The sequence below is a fragment of the Rhodococcus sp. P-2 genome (assembly GCF_016598535.1).
Taxonomy (GTDB): domain Bacteria; phylum Actinomycetota; class Actinomycetes; order Mycobacteriales; family Mycobacteriaceae; genus Rhodococcus_F; species Rhodococcus_F baikonurensis.
Window position 1 is genome coordinate 3,564,042 of the sequence record NZ_CP066779.1, and the last position, 15,320, is coordinate 3,579,361.

The 15,320-nt window shown below is 62.4% G+C and carries 16 protein-coding genes; 9 read left to right on the forward strand and 7 right to left on the reverse strand.

The features are described 5' to 3' along the window. Nucleotides 1-17: 17 nt before the first annotated feature. From I7X09_RS16950 to I7X09_RS16990, 9 genes are all read left to right on the forward strand, one after another. Complete coding sequence (locus I7X09_RS16950) at nt 18-386, forward strand: ArsR/SmtB family transcription factor (protein WP_200313083.1); 369 nt, start codon at nt 18-20, stop codon at nt 384-386. Between the two features lie 45 nt (nt 387-431). Next, nucleotides 432-1,838: a substrate-binding protein gene (locus I7X09_RS16955; RefSeq protein ID WP_200313084.1), complete on the forward strand. Its 1,407-nt coding sequence runs from the start codon at nt 432-434 to the stop codon at nt 1,836-1,838. A 114-nt stretch (nt 1,839-1,952) separates the two neighbouring features. After that, complete coding sequence (locus I7X09_RS16960) at nt 1,953-3,518, forward strand: amidase (protein WP_200313085.1); 1,566 nt, start codon at nt 1,953-1,955, stop codon at nt 3,516-3,518. A gap of 73 nt (nt 3,519-3,591) precedes the next feature. Beyond that, complete coding sequence (gene nthA / locus I7X09_RS16965) at nt 3,592-4,215, forward strand: nitrile hydratase subunit alpha (protein ID WP_200313086.1); 624 nt, start codon at nt 3,592-3,594, stop codon at nt 4,213-4,215. 26 nt (nt 4,216-4,241) lie between these two features. Further along, nucleotides 4,242-4,880 carry a nitrile hydratase subunit beta gene (nthB, locus tag I7X09_RS16970; RefSeq protein WP_095973575.1) on the forward strand — a complete coding sequence of 213 codons (639 nt, stop codon included), beginning with the start codon at nt 4,242-4,244 and terminating at the stop codon, nt 4,878-4,880. Between the two features lie 100 nt (nt 4,881-4,980). Beyond that, entirely contained in the window at nt 4,981-6,180 is a 1,200-nt protein-coding gene (locus tag I7X09_RS16975; RefSeq protein WP_124568479.1) for a GTP-binding protein, read from the forward strand. Nucleotides 6,181-6,211: 31 nt separating this feature from the next. Then, a complete protein-coding gene (locus tag I7X09_RS16980) occupies nt 6,212-7,126 on the forward strand; it encodes an SMP-30/gluconolactonase/LRE family protein (protein WP_095973577.1) in 915 nt (304 codons plus the stop codon). 151 nt (nt 7,127-7,277) lie between these two features. After that, entirely contained in the window at nt 7,278-9,095 is a 1,818-nt protein-coding gene (locus I7X09_RS16985; protein WP_124568480.1) for an ABC transporter substrate-binding protein/permease, read from the forward strand. A gap of 4 nt (nt 9,096-9,099) precedes the next feature. Continuing rightward, nucleotides 9,100-9,846 carry an amino acid ABC transporter ATP-binding protein gene (locus tag I7X09_RS16990; protein WP_200313087.1) on the forward strand — a complete coding sequence of 249 codons (747 nt, stop codon included), beginning with the start codon at nt 9,100-9,102 and terminating at the stop codon, nt 9,844-9,846. Here I7X09_RS16990 and I7X09_RS16995 read toward each other — a convergent pair. The 7 genes from I7X09_RS16995 to I7X09_RS17025 all read right to left on the reverse strand — a co-directional run bounded on the left by I7X09_RS16995 (nt 9,832) and on the right by I7X09_RS17025 (nt 15,284). Next, nucleotides 9,832-11,016, reverse strand: a complete 1,185-nt coding sequence (locus I7X09_RS16995; RefSeq protein WP_200317881.1) for an RNA polymerase sigma factor — start codon at nt 11,014-11,016, stop codon at nt 9,832-9,834. The genes I7X09_RS16990 and I7X09_RS16995 overlap by 15 nt on opposite strands. 8 nt (nt 11,017-11,024) lie before the next feature. After that, complete coding sequence (locus I7X09_RS17000) at nt 11,025-11,432, reverse strand: YciI family protein (RefSeq protein ID WP_166813409.1); 408 nt, start codon at nt 11,430-11,432, stop codon at nt 11,025-11,027. Nucleotides 11,433-11,549: 117 nt separating this feature from the next. Then, nucleotides 11,550-12,164, reverse strand: coding sequence for a response regulator transcription factor (locus I7X09_RS17005; protein ID WP_200313088.1), 615 nt, complete (start codon nt 12,162-12,164; stop codon nt 11,550-11,552). After that, a complete protein-coding gene (locus tag I7X09_RS17010; protein ID WP_166813411.1) occupies nt 12,161-13,303 on the reverse strand; it encodes a sensor histidine kinase in 1,143 nt (380 codons plus the stop codon). The genes I7X09_RS17005 and I7X09_RS17010 overlap by 4 nt, the downstream gene beginning before the upstream one ends. A 21-nt stretch (nt 13,304-13,324) precedes the next feature. Then, the gene (locus I7X09_RS17015; RefSeq protein WP_003946064.1) at nt 13,325-14,116 is read right to left on the reverse strand and encodes an ABC transporter permease; all 792 of its coding nucleotides are present in this window, start codon (nt 14,114-14,116) and stop codon (nt 13,325-13,327) included. Next, entirely contained in the window at nt 14,113-15,051 is a 939-nt protein-coding gene (locus tag I7X09_RS17020; protein WP_095973583.1) for an ABC transporter ATP-binding protein, read from the reverse strand. Before I7X09_RS17020 ends, I7X09_RS17015 begins: the two co-directional genes overlap by 4 nt. Then, nucleotides 15,048-15,284: a hypothetical protein gene (locus I7X09_RS17025; protein ID WP_234036604.1), complete on the reverse strand. Its 237-nt coding sequence runs from the start codon at nt 15,282-15,284 to the stop codon at nt 15,048-15,050. Before I7X09_RS17025 ends, I7X09_RS17020 begins: the two co-directional genes overlap by 4 nt. Nucleotides 15,285-15,320 lie beyond the last annotated feature (36 nt).

The following is a 15,320-nucleotide window of genomic DNA, read 5'->3' on the forward strand; positions in this document are numbered from 1 at the left end:
AGCGCGGACAGCAGACAGTGACTACTCAACGAAACGAAGAGTTGGCGTTTGCTGTGCTGGCCGACCAGGTACGTCGACAGATTCTCGACACTCTGGCTACCCACGGCGAGTGCAATGCGGGTTTCATCAGCGATCAAATTTCGACGGTCGGTCGCACCACGGTATCCACACATCTCAAGGCGCTGCGGTTGTCCGGAGTGATCGTCGAACGGCGTCAGGGACGTCATCGCTTGTTCTCGATCGATCCGTCGGGGCCGGCCAACGACGCACTCCAGTTCCTGCGCGACGTCCTCGGGCGAGCTCTGGAAGCAGGTTCGAACGCGCCCGAGTCGCCGACCACGGCGACTGAGGATTCCGAACCGGCTTCGGCGCGTCGCCGGGCGTGAGGCCCTGGTTGAACCCCAGCATCTATTTCAGGCAGGAAGTAGAACGTGCCAGGTCTCTCCGTAACGGCACAGATCGTGACGACCGACCCACCAGGGTCAGCCTTCGAGCGCCTCGAAACGGGGCAACTACTCGAACTCGAATGTGAGCAACTGACGGTCGGGGCCGCTGTCGCCATCTCCCTTCCCGTCGGCGACGGCGTACGTGCGGATCCAGCTGGAATGCCGATCACGCTGTTGGGTTACGTCGCCGGCGTGAAGCGGGGCCGATCGGTAGTGATCGTGCACCACCAACCGTGGCGCGGCCGCCTGACGATCCGGTTCTTTCCCGACGGCACCGGAACCCGGATCGTTCTCGAGTCCAGCCTCGATCAGGACGGAATTTCCTGGCTTGCCAACAAGCGCGGATTCGCTCCACCCGAGCCTCCGCGTTCCGACCGACATCGGATCGGATTGCTGGTCAGCAAATCCGGCCCGGCAGCTGTATTCGCCCAGGCGACAGAAACACTCGCTGCCCTGGCCGTGGAAGAGATCAATGCCGACGGCGGTGTCGGCGGCGTTCTCGTCGACTTGGTGATCGGCGATGACGCTTCCGACTCGGCGGCCGGAGCGGCGACCGCGCTGCGATTGGTGAAAAGCGGGTGCCGCGCCATTTTCGCGTGCGTGACGTCGTCGACCTTCAATGCCGCTGCATCTGCGTTGCAGAACACCGGTGTGCTGTTGGTGCACACAGTTCTCAACGAAGGAGGTCGATCGCGTCCGGGAGTACTTCGATTGGGTGAGCGGCCACTCGACCAGACACGAGCGGGCATTCCCGCAATGATGTCCGAGACCGGTTCTCGCACTTGGTTCCTGGTCGGTCAGCAGTATTCGTGGTCGTTCGGAGCGCATTGGGCGGCCCGACGTGTGATCGCCGAATCCACAGGTTCGGTGGCCGGCGAAGTGTACGTACCGTTGGGGACAACCGACTTCTCACGCATCATCGAGTCGATAGCCGACTCCGGGGCCGAACTGATTCTTTCCACCCTTGTGGGCCATGACGAGGTCTTCTTCGAACGACAATGTGCCCAGCACGGACTGCGGGCCACCACGCGGACGTTTGCATTGGTCCTCGACGAGGCCACTCAGCAGCTCATCGGCAATTCCGATGCCGACGGAGTCTGGGCGGCATTCGGCTACTTCCAATCCGCAGCCGGTGACCACGACCTCGAAAAGCGATACAGCGCAAGCTCGAACGAACTCCTGCCTCCGCTCAGTTCCCTGTCCGAGACAACGTACGAAGCGATCGTCGCTTACGCACGCGCAGTCGAACGAACGTCGGCGGGCGATCCGGAAACAGTACTTCGGCAGCTTGCCACGACACCGAAAAGCTCTACGAACACCGGTGTTCCACTGCATCGGCCGATTCTGATCGCTGAATCGCGCCGTGGGCGACTGTACCCCCGCTCTCTCTGAGCGCACGTAACCCGAACTTAACGAGTCAATATGTCGATACCTATTGACGCAATTATGGATCCGGCCCTAGTCTGAAAGACAAGTGAAGCCGATCACATCAGGAGCACACTTCTCATGGCGACAATCCGACCTGACGACAATGCAATAGACGCCGCCGCAAGGCATTACGGCATCACTCTCGACAAAACAGCCCGGCTCGAGTGGCCGGCACTGATCGACGGAGCACTGGGCTCCTACGACGTCGTCGACCAGTTGTACGCCGACGAGGCAACCCCGCCGACCACGTCACGCGAGCACGCGGTGCCAACTGCGAGCGAAAACCCTTTGAGTGCTTGGTATGTGACCACCAGCATCCCGCCGACGTCGGACGGCGTCCTGACCGGCCGACGCGTGGCGATCAAGGACAACGTGACCGTGGCCGGAGTTCCGATGATGAACGGATCTCGGACGGTAGAGGGATTCACTCCGTCACGCGACGCGACTGTGGTCACTCGACTACTGGCGGCCGGTGCAACCGTCGCGGGCAAAGCTGTGTGTGAGGACCTGTGTTTCTCCGGTTCGAGCTTCACACCGGCAAGCGGACCGGTCCGCAATCCATGGGACCGGCAGCGCGAAGCAGGTGGATCATCCGGCGGCAGTGCAGCACTCGTCGCAAACGGTGACGTCGATTTTGCTATCGGCGGGGATCAAGGCGGATCGATCCGGATCCCGGCGGCATTCTGCGGCGTCGTCGGACACAAGCCGACGTTCGGGCTCGTCCCGTATACCGGTGCATTTCCCATCGAGCGAACAATCGACCATCTCGGCCCGATCACACGCACGGTCCACGATGCAGCACTGATGCTCTCGGTCATCGCCGGCCGCGACGGTAACGACCCACGCCAAGCCGACAGTGTCGAAGCAGGTGACTATCTGTCCACCCTCGACTCCGATGTGGACGGCCTGCGAATCGGAATCGTTCGAGAGGGATTCGGGCACGCGGTCTCACAGCCCGAGGTCGACGACGCAGTCCGCGCAGCGGCACACAGTCTGACCGAAATCGGTTGCACGGTAGAGGAAGTAAACATCCCGTGGCATCTGCATGCTTTCCACATCTGGAACGTGATCGCCACGGACGGTGGCGCCTACCAGATGTTGGACGGCAACGGATACGGCATGAACGCCGAAGGTTTGTACGATCCGGAACTGATGGCACACTTTGCTTCTCGACGCATTCAGCACGCCGACGCTCTGTCCGAAACCGTCAAACTGGTGGCCCTGACCGGCCACCACGGCATCACCACCCTCGGCGGCGCGAGCTACGGCAAAGCCCGGAACCTCGTACCGCTTGCCCGCGCCGCCTACGACACTGCCTTGAGACAATTCGACGTCCTGGTGATGCCAACGCTGCCCTACGTCGCATCCGAATTACCGGCGAAGAACGTGGATCGTGCAACCTTCATCACCAAGGCTCTCGGGATGATCGCCAACACGGCACCATTCGACGTGACCGGACATCCGTCCCTGTCCGTTCCGGCCGGCCTGGTGAACGGGCTTCCGGTCGGAATGATGATCACCGGCAGACACTTCGACGATGCGACAGTCCTTCGTGTCGGACGCGCATTCGAAAAGCTTCGCGGCGCGTTTCCGACGCCGGCCGAACGCGCCTCCGGCTCTGCACCACAACTCAGCCCCGCCTAGTCCTGACGCACTGTCAGACAACAAATTCCACCGATTCACACATGATCAGCCCACATAAGAAAAGGTGAACCAGATGTCAGTAACGATCGACCACACAACGGAGAACGCCGCACCGGCCCAGGCGCCGGTCTCCGACCGGGCGTGGGCACTGTTCCGCGCACTCGACGGTAAGGGATTGGTACCCGACGGTTACGTCGAGGGATGGAAGAAGACCTTCGAGGAGGACTTCAGTCCAAGGCGCGGAGCGGAATTGGTAGCGCGCGCATGGACCGACCCCGAGTTCCGGCAGCTGCTTCTCACCGACGGTACCGCCGCAGTTGCCCAGTACGGATACCTGGGCCCCCAGGGCGAATACATCGTGGCAGTCGAAGACACCCCGACACTCAAGAACGTGATCGTGTGCTCGCTGTGTTCATGCACCGCGTGGCCCATCCTCGGTCTGCCACCCACCTGGTACAAGAGCTTCGAATACCGTGCGCGCGTGGTCCGCGAACCACGGAAGGTTCTCTCCGAGATGGGAACCGAGATCGCGTCGAGCATCGAGATTCGCGTCTACGACACCACCGCCGAAACTCGCTACATGGTCCTCCCGCAGCGTCCCGCCGGCACCGAAGGCTGGAGCCAGGAACAACTGCAGGAAATCGTCACCAAGGACTGCCTGATCGGGGTTGCAATCCCGCAGGTTCCCACCGTCTGATCACCCCGACAAGAAGGAAGCACACCATGGATGGAGTACACGATCTTGCCGGAGTACAAGGCTTCGGCAAAGTCCCGCATACCGTCAACGCCGACATCGGCCCCACCTTTCACGCCGAATGGGAACACCTGCCCTACAGCCTGATGTTCGCCGGTGTCGCCGAACTCGGGGCCTTCAGCGTCGACGAAGTGCGATACGTCGTCGAGCGGATGGAGCCGCGCCACTACATGATGACCCCGTACTACGAGAGGTACGTCATCGGTGTCGCGACATTGATGGTCGAAAAGGGAATCCTGACGCAGGACGAACTCGAAAGCCTTGCGGGGGGACCGTTCCCACTCTCCCGGCCCAGCGAATCCGAAGGCCGACCGGCTCGCGTCGACACGACCACCTTCGAGGTCGGTCAGCGAGTACGCGTGCGAGACGAATACGTTCCCGGGCATATTCGAATGCCTGCATACTGCCGTGGACGAGTGGGAACCATCTCTCATCGAACTACCGAGAAGTGGCCGTTTCCCGACGCAATCGGCCACGGGCGCAACGACGCCGGCGAAGAACCGACGTACCACGTGAAGTTCGCCGCCGAGGAATTGTTCGGTAGCGACACCGACGGTGGAAGCGTCGTTGTCGACCTCTTCGAGGGTTACCTCGAGCCTGCGGCCTGATCTTCATCAGCATTCCAGGCGGCGGTCACGCAATCGCAGCGGTTCGCGTGACCGCCGCCTGATCACAACGATTCACTCATTCGGAAGGACACTGGAAATCATGGTCGACACACGACTTCCGGTCACGGTGCTGTCAGGTTTCCTGGGCGCCGGGAAGACGACGCTACTCAACGAGATCCTGCGCAATCGGGAGGGCCGTCGGGTTGCGGTGATCGTCAACGACATGAGCGAAATCAACATCGACAGTGCAGAAGTCGAGCGTGAGATCTCGCTCAGTCGCTCCGAGGAGAAACTGGTCGAGATGACCAACGGCTGCATCTGCTGCACTCTGCGAGAGGACCTTCTTTCCGAGATCAGCGCCCTGGCCGCTGCTGGCCGATTCGACTACCTTCTCATCGAATCTTCGGGCATCTCCGAACCGCTGCCCGTCGCGGAGACGTTCACCTTCATCGATACCGACGGCCACGCTCTGGCCGACGTCGCCCGACTCGACACCATGGTCACCGTGGTCGACGGCAACAGTTTTCTGCGCGACTACACGGCTGGGGGTCGCGTCGAAGCCGATGCTCCGGAAGATGAACGAGACATCGCGGATCTGCTTGTCGACCAGATCGAATTTGCCGACGTCATCCTGGTGAGCAAGGCCGATCTGATCTCGCACCAGCACCTGGTCGAATTGACCGCGGTCCTGCGATCTTTGAACGCAACCGCTGCGATAGTTCCGATGACACTCGGTCGCATCCCACTCGACACGATTCTCGACACCGGTTTGTTCTCGCTCGAGAAAGCTGCACAGGCGCCCGGATGGTTACAAGAACTCCAAGGTGAACACACTCCCGAAACCGAAGAGTACGGAATCAGTTCGGTGGTGTACCGCGAGCGTGCACCCTTCCACCCCCAACGGCTGCATGACTTCCTCAGCAGCGAGTGGACCAACGGAAAGTTACTTCGGGCCAAGGGCTACTACTGGAATGCCGGTCGGTTCACCGAGATCGGGAGTATTTCCCAGGCCGGTCATCTCATTCGCCACGGATACGTCGGCCGTTGGTGGAAGTTTCTACCCCGTGACGAGTGGCCGGCCGACGATTACCGCCGCGACGGAATCCTCGACAAGTGGGAAGAACCTGTCGGAGACTGCCGACAAGAACTCGTCTTCATCGGCCAAGCCATCGACCCGTCTCTACTGCACCGAGAACTCGACGCGTGTCTACTCACCACAGCCGAGATCGAACTCGGGCCAGACGTGTGGACCACCTGGAGCGACCCCCTGGGTGCCGGGTATACCGACCAGACCGTTTGATATTGGTCCGGTTTGCCGTAAGTTGTGCGCAATGGGGGTATCACGCAACCGAACTCGGGCGCTGTTGATCGTCGCGGCAATCGCAGCCGGGACCGTTGCTGCGGCGACGCCGGCGGAGGCCACCTGGACAGCCGCGCCGATGTGCGGCGATTGGCAGGTCGAGACCGTAGCGCGGGGGTTGGAGCAGCTCGAGAACCTCGAGCCCGATGACAACGGCGGGTTCTACCTCTCCGGCGAGTCGAAGGTCTATCACGTCGACGCCGCAGGACAGGTACGAACAGTCCTCGACGGCATGGGTGCCCCTGGCGGTTTGCAACTCGACGGTTCGAGGCTGTCCTTCCTCACCAGACAGGACGGCAAGCTGTGGCACCTGGACACCACGACGGATCAGCTGTCCGCACCCGTCGACTTCGCGGGCAACGGCCTGCTCCGCCTACCCGACGGCGATCTACTGACCACGTGGGTCGGAACAGAAGGCGGCCAGTCGAAGGGCGTGTCGCGCTATCTGAACGACTCCGGAGCCGTCGTACCCAATTGGTCGACCGTGCCGCGTTCGGAGGGACTCGCGCTCAGTCCGGATCATCGAGCCGTGTACACCGATGACCTGTTCACCGGTCAGATCATTCGAGTGCCCTTGGATTCCCCTGACACGTGGACCGTTGCAACGACGGTCCCGAGCCTGATCCCCGGCCTCGACGATCTGACAATGTCGCAGGATGGAATGCTCTACGCCGCAGCTCACGTCGAAGGCTCTATCTATCGCGTAAACCCTGAAACCGGCGCGTCCTGCGTCGTCGCTTCGGGTCTTTCGAATGGGTGGACCGGGCCGAGTTCAGTGCGTATAGGACAGGACGGCGACGGCTGGGCGCTCTACGTCACCGGCTTCGACGGGACGCTGCGTCGCCTGGTACCTCCGCCGGGCGTCGAACTCGCACCCGTCCGCTGACGCCGATCCCTTCGGCACGAGATTCCCCGACCTGGCGATATTTAAAATCACGCTGATTTGAAGGCATGCCCGCAGCGCAACGGCCGCTTGTCCGGAAACTGTCAACAGTTCTACACGGAGAAATGGCTACCCTTAGGTTTACGCTGCACGCATGTTTTCTTCCGTCGCAGCGAAGATCCGCCTGGTGGTGGCACTGCTCCTCACTGCCCTCCTGGCGCTGACTCTGTCATCGTGCTCGAGTGGCTCGGATTCGTCGGCAGCCCCCACAGACCTGTGTGCACCTCCTGGAGTGGGAGCCGCAACCGCGGCGCCCACCAATCTGGACGCGGCAGCGGGTGCGGGCGCCGAAGACCGCTACACCACGGCCACCGTCACCCCGGTCGATCAGATCGACACCTCGAAGCTGAACTTGATCAAACCCGGGGTTATCACGGTCGGCACGCTCGGTGACGCGCCCCCGAGCATCTGCGTCAACTCCGAGAATCAGTACACCGGATACGACAACGAACTGCTGAAGGCCGTCGCGGACAAGCTGGGCCTGAAGGTCGAGTTCGTCGGCACCGAGTTCGCCGGTCTCCTCGCCCAGGTTGCCGGCCGACGCTTCGACGTCGGCTCGTCGTCCATCACCACCACCGACGACCGTCGCAACACCGTCGGCTTCACCAACGGCTACGACTTCGGATACTTCTCCCTCGTCGTACCCAACGGCAGCGCCATCACCGGCTTCGGTGACCTGGATGCCTCCAAGCGCATCGGCGTCGTGCAGGGAACCGTGCAGGACGACTACGTCGTGAACACGCTCAAGCTCGATCCCGTGAAGTTTCCCGACTACGCCACGGCGTACGCGAACCTCAAGTCCGGACAGATCGACGCCTGGGTAGCTCCGTCTCAGCAGGCCGAAGGCGCCATCGCTCCCGGCGATCCGACCTCGATCATCCAGAACACCTTCTCGGTCAACAACTTCGTCGGCTGGGCGGTGAACAAGGAAAACCAGCCGCTGATCGACGCCCTCAACTCCGGCCTCGACGCAGTCATCGACGACGGAACCTGGTCTCAGCTGTACTCCGATTGGGTACCGCGCCAACTCCCTGAAGGCTGGAAGCCCGGATCCAAGGCAGCGGCCACTCCGGAACTGCCCGACTTCGCAGCCATCGCGGCAGAAAACGCAGCAAACGGCGACGGTGGAGATACCGCGTCGTACCAGCCGAAGTCGACGCTCGAACAGCTCAAGGACACGTTCTTCGACTGGGATCTGTACAAGAAGGCATTCCCCGATCTCCTCAAGACCGGTCTTCCCAACACTCTTATCCTTGCGCTCGCGTCGGGCATCATCGGCACGATCCTCGGCATGCTGCTCGCTGTCGCCGGTATCTCGCGCACCCGTTGGCTGCGCTGGCCGGCCCGCGTCTACACCGATATCTTCCGCGGACTGCCCGCAGTCGTCATCATCTTGATCATCGGGCTCGGCGTCGGACCGATCGTCAAGGGAATCACCGGCAGCAATCCGTACTGGCTCGGTGTCGCGGCGCTGTCACTGCTCGCGTCGGCGTACATCGGTGAGATCTTCAGATCCGGTATCCAGAGCGTCGAGTCCGGGCAGCTCGAGGCTTCCCGTGCCCTCGGCTTCAGCTACCGCAAGTCCATGTCGCTGGTCGTCATCCCGCAGGGTGTACGACGCGTTCTTCCGGCATTGATGAACCAGTTCATCTCGCTGATCAAGGACTCGTCGCTGATCTACTTCCTCGGTCTCCTCGTCACCCAGCGGGAACTGTTTGCCGTCGGACGTGATCTCAACGCCCAGACCGGCAGCCTGTCCCCGCTCGTTGCGGCAGGCCTGTTCTACCTTGCTCTGACCATCCCGCTGACGCACCTCGTCAACTACATCGACAACCGACTCCGGACCGGACGCGCCGACACTTCAGGCACGTTGGATCCGCTCGAGCAGGCCATCGTCGTGGAAAGGGGCTGAGGACATGACAACCAGCTCTGAACTGAAGTCCGTATCGCTCACCGGCAAGGACCTGCATCTGTCCTTCGGCACAAACAAGGTGCTTCGCGGCGTCAACCTGCACGTCGACGCCGGAAACACCGTCACCGTCATCGGACCCTCCGGTTCGGGCAAGTCGACGCTCCTGCGCGTGCTGAACCGTCTGCACGAGCCCGAGCAGGGTGACGTGCTGCTCGACGGGAAGTCCGTATTGAAGGACAACCCCGACGAGCTACGCCAGCGAATCGGCATGGTGTTCCAGCACTTCAACCTGTTCCCGCACAAGACCGTCGCCGAGAACATCGCGCTCGGGCCGAACAAGCTCAAGGGTTTGTCCAAGGAGCAAGCTCGGGCTCTCGCGCTCGAGCAGCTCGACCTGGTGGGGCTCAGGGAGAAGGCGGACTCGCGGCCCGGCAACCTTTCCGGTGGTCAGCAGCAGCGCGTCGCCATTGCCCGCGCCTTGGCGATGAAGCCCGAGGTCATGTTCTTCGACGAGGCGACGTCGGCTCTGGACCCCGAACTGGTCAAGGGTGTTCTGGCATTGATGTCCGATCTCGCGAAGTCCGGCATGACCATGGTCGTCGTAACGCACGAAATGGGTTTCGCGCGTTCCGTTTCCGACAAGGTCCTGTTCATGGATCGTGGCGCCGTAGTCGAAACCGGTACTCCGGAACAGCTTTTCGACGATCCAGAAACAGATCGACTGCAAGCGTTCCTGTCACAGGTCCTCTGACTCGGGGGCGCTTGCAGGAGATCGACGGGCGTTGATCCTGGACGCCTGAAGCATCAGATGATCACGTTCGGCGAGGTTGGACGCCTTGTGCGCTGCATCGGCATACAACCTCGCCGCTGACTCCAGGTCTCCGTCGCGTTCGCGGAGATAGGCCTCGACTGCGGCATGGCGTGGAAGTGAATCGTCCAGCGCGGCAAGAGCTGCCAAGCCGGCGCGTGGTCCGTCCGCCTCGCCGACGGCCACCGCTCGGTTGAGCCGGACGATCGGGCTGTCGGTCAAGGCTGCGAGTTCGTCGTACCACTCCACGATCTGCACCCAATCGGTCTGGTCTGCTGTGAGAGCGTCGGCATGGAGTGCAGCGATGGCGGCCTGGGCCTGGAACTCACCGAGCCGGTCGCGGGCGAGAGCTGCCTGGAGGATCACGACTCCTTCGGCAATCGAATCGGTGTCCCACCGGCTGCGATCCTGCTCCGCTAGCGGAACCAGACTGCCGTCCGCGGCAGTTCGCGCGACTCGGCGAGCGTGGTGGAGCAGCATCAGTGCGAGCAACCCTGCGACTTCGGGGTGATCGATCGTGGCCGCCAACTGCCGGGTGAGCCGGATGGCCTCGGCAGCGAGGTCGACGTCGCCGGAGTACCCCTCGTTGAAGACCAGATAGAGGACACGCAGGACGGTGGCGACATCGCCGGGTTGCTCGAACCGGACGCCGGAGACCGTGCGCTTGGCTCGGCTGATGCGCTGAGCCATCGTCGCCTCAGGCACCAGGTAGGCCTGCGCAATCTGGCGCGTGGTGAGCCCGCCGACAGCGCGCAGCGTGAGTGCCACGGCGGACGACGGCGTCAACGACGGGTGCGCGCACAGAAAGTAAAGCTGGAGTCTGTCGTCCACGCCCGGCACTGACCCGCTGACCGGCCGCTCGCCTGGCTGCTCGTCAGCCAGGTACTCCCGCTTACGGCGAGCCACATCCGACCGGATCCCGTCGAGGAACCGCCGCCAGGCCACTGTGACCAACCAGCCCTTCGGGTCCCGCGGCGGGTTGTCCGGCCAGACCCTGACCGCCTCGAGCAGAGCGTCCTGCACGGCGTCCTCGGCCGACGCGAAATCTGCTCCGCGGCGGACGAGGATGCCGAGCACGCTCGGAGTCAGACTCCGAAGCAGGGCGTCGTCCATGAGAGTTGTCAGTCCGTGATGGTCGGCGGCTCGGTCAGGAACGGGCGCAGTTCGAGCCATTCGTGAATCGGCTTCCCGCCTGCGCCGGGCGCGGCCGAAAGCTCCCCGGCCAATTCGACGGCACGGTCGTAGCTGTCGACGTCGATCACCATCCAGCCGGCAATGAGGTCCTTGGTTTCCGCGAACGGGCCATCGGTGACCGGGGGGCGACCCTCACCGTCGTACCGGACAAAGGTGCCCTCAGGAGCGAGAGCCTGACCGTCGACGAACTCGCCCGCCTTCTCGAGCCGATCCGCGAAGTCCTGCATGTACTTCACGTGAGCCGTGATCTCGTCCGGTGTCCACTGGTCCATCGGCACGTCGTTGACTGCAGCCGGAGCGCCGCGGTAGTGCTTGAGCAGCAAGTACTTGGCCATCGTGAATCTCCTCTGTGTCGGTGCCACCCATTCTGGTCGCACTTCACTACAGGGACGAAGCAAGTCGGAGATTCTCGACATCGCCCGGCTATTCTCGACATCGCGGGGCTTCGGTCCCTAAATCCACCCCTGCCGGCGGGCGATCACCGCAGCTTCGTGCCGATTCGCAGCACCGAGTTTGGTGACAGCTGACGACAAATAGTTTCGGGTGGTACCCGCAGAGAGGTGTGCCCGGGAAGCGATCTGCTCGATGGATGCTCCGTCGGCCGCGTACTCGAGTACGTCCGCTTCGCGCGGAGTAAGCGGTGAGTCGCCGGCGCCGATTGCCTCGGCAGCCAACGACGGGTCGACGTACCTCCCGCCCGCGTGGACGCTGCGAACCACCTCGGCGAGCGTCGCCGCAGGCGTCGTCTTCGGCAGAAATCCGCGGACGCCGGCTGACAGTGCCTTCTTCAGGTATCCGGGACGCCCGTGGCTCGTCACGATGATCGAGGCGCACCCCAAGACCGTCTGCGCAATCTGTTGCGCCGTCTCGATACCGTCGATACCTGCCATTTGAAGGTCGAGCACGGCTACGTCAGGTTGATGCTTTGCAGCAGCGATCACGGCATCCTCGCCGGATTCGGCTTCCGCGACGACAACGATGTCGTCCTCGAGCGACAACATCATGGCCAGCGCCGAGCGGATCAGGTTCTCGTCGTCGGCCAGCAGTACCTTGATCGGCTCGGTCACCGAGACTCCTTCGTTCGGGACGGAAAGTGGGCGGTGAGGGTGAAGCGATCTTCGTCCTGCACGGTTTCGACAGTTCCTCCGACGGCGCCGACGCGCTCGCGCAATCCGTTCAGGCCGGTTCCGTTGTTCGGCTCTGCGATACGTGCGCCGTCGTTGGCGATCACGACGCCGTCCGCCAACACCTCGATGCTGCAATTCTCGGCACTGGAGTGCCGGAGAATGTTGGTCACGCCTTCACGGACGACCCAGGCAGCGGCTTCGGCCAGTTCCACCGGAAGTTGATCTGCCGATCCACGTATCGCAGTGGAGATTCCGGCGGCCTCGAGCAGCGACTGCGCACCGGCCAGCTCGGACGCCAAGGCGATGGACCGGTATCCCCGAACCAACTCGCGCGCTTCGTCGAGTGAATCTTGCGCAAGTTCGCGCACTTCGTCCATCTGCGCGGCGGCACGATCGTCACCGCGTCGTGAAAGCGTGGCTGCAAGTTCACTTTTCACCGCAATTGCAGACAGTGCCCGCCCGACGACGTCATGGAGATCGCGAGAAAATCGCAACCGCTCCTCGGCGACGGACAGAGCAGCGGCGGCTCCGCGCGCCTCGTCCAATTCGGTGACCATCCGCAGCAGCCACACCGACATGTAGACGGTCAACCCCATGAAGCCGGCAACGATTCCGACGGACACGCCGCTTTCCGGACCCGCAAGCAGTCCCAATACAACCCCGGCGGCCACCGAGCCCACGATCAGCCAGCGCAACGACGTCAACCCCGCAAGCGGCACGACGAGAATTGCCGCCAGCCAGAAGTACGGGCCGTTCTCGCCATTGCTTCCCAAGGCAATTCCCGCCGAGCAGAACGCCGACAACGTCATCACGGCAAGAGGAATCTGAACGGGCTTGGCCACGACTCCGCCCAGATCAGGCATCCGAGACACGGCGACGACGCACGCACCGGCACTGATTCCGAGGAAGACACCCGACAGATACCGATCGGCAATGATCTCGGTGACCGCACCGAAGCCACCGAAAACCACTGCGACCATGATGAACGACTGCCGCGTGTAGAGGCGAACCTTGTCGACGTTCGACGCGGTTCGCCATGTCCGTCTCGGATTCCAGCGTCCGAAGTTCTGCGCGATCATGCCCACTACCTTCTCAGAGTTCTACGAACGCGGTTCCCAGCGGAAGTGGACGTTCGCAATCAGAACCGAACCGACGATCCACGCCAGCATGACCAACAGCGGTTGCGCAGCCGAACCGAAGGTGTCGACAAATCCGGCCGCAGCACCGGGCGCATCGCCCAGATCGGCCAGTTCGCCAGTGGTTCTCCCCAGCCATCCGAGATTGAGAAGGTCGACTACCGCGGCCAGCGGAGTGAAATCGAGAATGCGAGCAACGTTGTCCGGCACGACGTTCCTGATCGAAGACATACCTGCCGTCGCCAGAATCAGAATCGGCATGCAGGTGATCTGCGCTGCCTCCGCATTCCGAGTGACAGCCGAAGTGATCAACGCCAGCGCGGTGAAGAGCGCAGCGCCGCCGATCACCGCGACCAGCACCAGCACCGGATTGACCGGAGCACTGCCGCCGAGAACCATCACGGCGATTCCGATGACCACCGTCAACAGGCCGGTGAGAACCCACGACGGCACTGCCGGGCCCGCAAGGATCTCGGCGTCGCTGCATTCCCCGGTGCGTAGTCGCTTGAGAACCAACTCGTCACGGCGCGTCGCGTACACCGACAGGAGATTGTAGAAGACCACGAACACGAGAAGGAAGAGTGCAAACACCTCGAGGCCTGCGGACACCGACTTGTCCGACAGCCCGCCATCTCGCGACAGATACAGCATTCCCACGGGAAAGATCAACGGGAGGACGATTGCGTTGAAGAGCAACAGTCGATTTCGTCCCAGGAGCGTGAACTCCGAACGAGACAGGGTTGCTATGCGGTTCATGCCGACGCTCCTTCGAGAGTTGCGTGATGATCGAATTGGTCTGCAATGGAGAGGAATACGGTCTCCAGGGAAGCCGCGCGGGCATCCAAGCCGGTCAGCAGGATGTTGTTGTGCTGTGCCCACAGCAGCAGTTCCGTCAGGGTCTCCTGCACTGTGCGAGTGGTGATCACCACCAGATCGTTCTCGACGCGAACCTCGGCGCCGGCCAGGGCGGGGAGCGGAAGACCTGGACGGTGCAGTTTGATCTGAGCGGGATGATCCGCGACGACGTCCGCCACGGTTCCGCTGCGCACCACCGATCCACGGTGCATGATCGCCAATTGGTCACACAAGGACTCGGCTTCGTCCAGGTAGTGCGTCGTCAACATGATGGTGACGCCCGACGCTTTCAAATCAGCGATCAATTGCCAAGTGTTACGACGACTTTCGGGGTCCAAACCAGTAGTCGGTTCGTCGAGGAACAGGACGAGTGGCCGGCCGATGATCGCGCACGCCAGATCCAGTCGCCGCGCTTCACCGCCCGAGAGGAACTTCACGCGGGTCTCCCCACGGTCACGCATGTCCACACGCTCGAGCACCTCGTCGACGGGAAGCGGATTCGAACACGTTCCGGCCCACATCGCCAAACTCTCACGAGCAGTCAGGTCTTGGGGAAGTCCACCCTTCTGGAGCATGATGCCCAGCGATGGGCGAATCTGCTTGCGGTTACGCACCGGATCCATCCCCAATACGCGCACCGTACCGGCGCTGGCTCGTGAAAGGCCCTGAATCACTTCGAGAGTGGATGTCTTTCCGGCACCGTTCGTTCCGAGGAGGCCGAACAACTCGCCTTCCTGAACACTCAGATCAAGATTGCGGACGGCATCGAACGCATCCTTGCCGGAGCCGTAGCGCCGCGACATTCCGACTACGTCAATCACAGGATCGCCCTTCATCGCTGCGCCTCCTCTCGGTTCCAGCTGCGCAGTCCGATCGCGAATCGAATGCCCGCGTAGACAGCGAGAGCGGCAAGAAGAATCCAGGACACCGGATTGGAGCCGATGATCGCGAACACCCCTCCGATGATCGCGATGTTCACCACGATCACAACAAGTTCGCGGCCCATCGTGGGTGCGGGTCCGATGTCCATCAGGTCCGTCAGGAGGCTTCCCTCATGTGGTTCTCTCATGCTTCAAGCCTCGCGGGAAGTCGGGGCCGAAAACAG

Coding starts and splice junctions, on each gene's coding strand:
- I7X09_RS16960 (WP_200313085.1), top strand. CDS start 1,953: ATGGCGACAATCCGACCTGACGACAATGCAATAGACGCCGCCGCAAGG.
- I7X09_RS16995 (WP_200317881.1), bottom strand. CDS start 11,016: ATGGACGACGCCCTGCTTCGGAGTCTGACTCCGAGCGTGCTCGGCATC.
- I7X09_RS16985 (WP_124568480.1), top strand. CDS start 7,278: ATGTTTTCTTCCGTCGCAGCGAAGATCCGCCTGGTGGTGGCACTGCTC.
- I7X09_RS17010 (WP_166813411.1), bottom strand. CDS start 13,303: ATGATCGCGCAGAACTTCGGACGCTGGAATCCGAGACGGACATGGCGA.
- I7X09_RS17020 (WP_095973583.1), bottom strand. CDS start 15,051: ATGAAGGGCGATCCTGTGATTGACGTAGTCGGAATGTCGCGGCGCTAC.
- I7X09_RS16980 (WP_095973577.1), top strand. CDS start 6,212: ATGGGGGTATCACGCAACCGAACTCGGGCGCTGTTGATCGTCGCGGCA.
- I7X09_RS16975 (WP_124568479.1), top strand. CDS start 4,981: ATGGTCGACACACGACTTCCGGTCACGGTGCTGTCAGGTTTCCTGGGC.
- I7X09_RS17000 (WP_166813409.1), bottom strand. CDS start 11,432: ATGGCCAAGTACTTGCTGCTCAAGCACTACCGCGGCGCTCCGGCTGCA.
- I7X09_RS17025 (WP_234036604.1), bottom strand. CDS start 15,284: ATGAGAGAACCACATGAGGGAAGCCTCCTGACGGACCTGATGGACATC.
- nthB (WP_095973575.1), top strand. CDS start 4,242: ATGGATGGAGTACACGATCTTGCCGGAGTACAAGGCTTCGGCAAAGTC.
- I7X09_RS16990 (WP_200313087.1), top strand. CDS start 9,100: ATGACAACCAGCTCTGAACTGAAGTCCGTATCGCTCACCGGCAAGGAC.
- I7X09_RS17015 (WP_003946064.1), bottom strand. CDS start 14,116: ATGAACCGCATAGCAACCCTGTCTCGTTCGGAGTTCACGCTCCTGGGA.
- nthA (WP_200313086.1), top strand. CDS start 3,592: ATGTCAGTAACGATCGACCACACAACGGAGAACGCCGCACCGGCCCAG.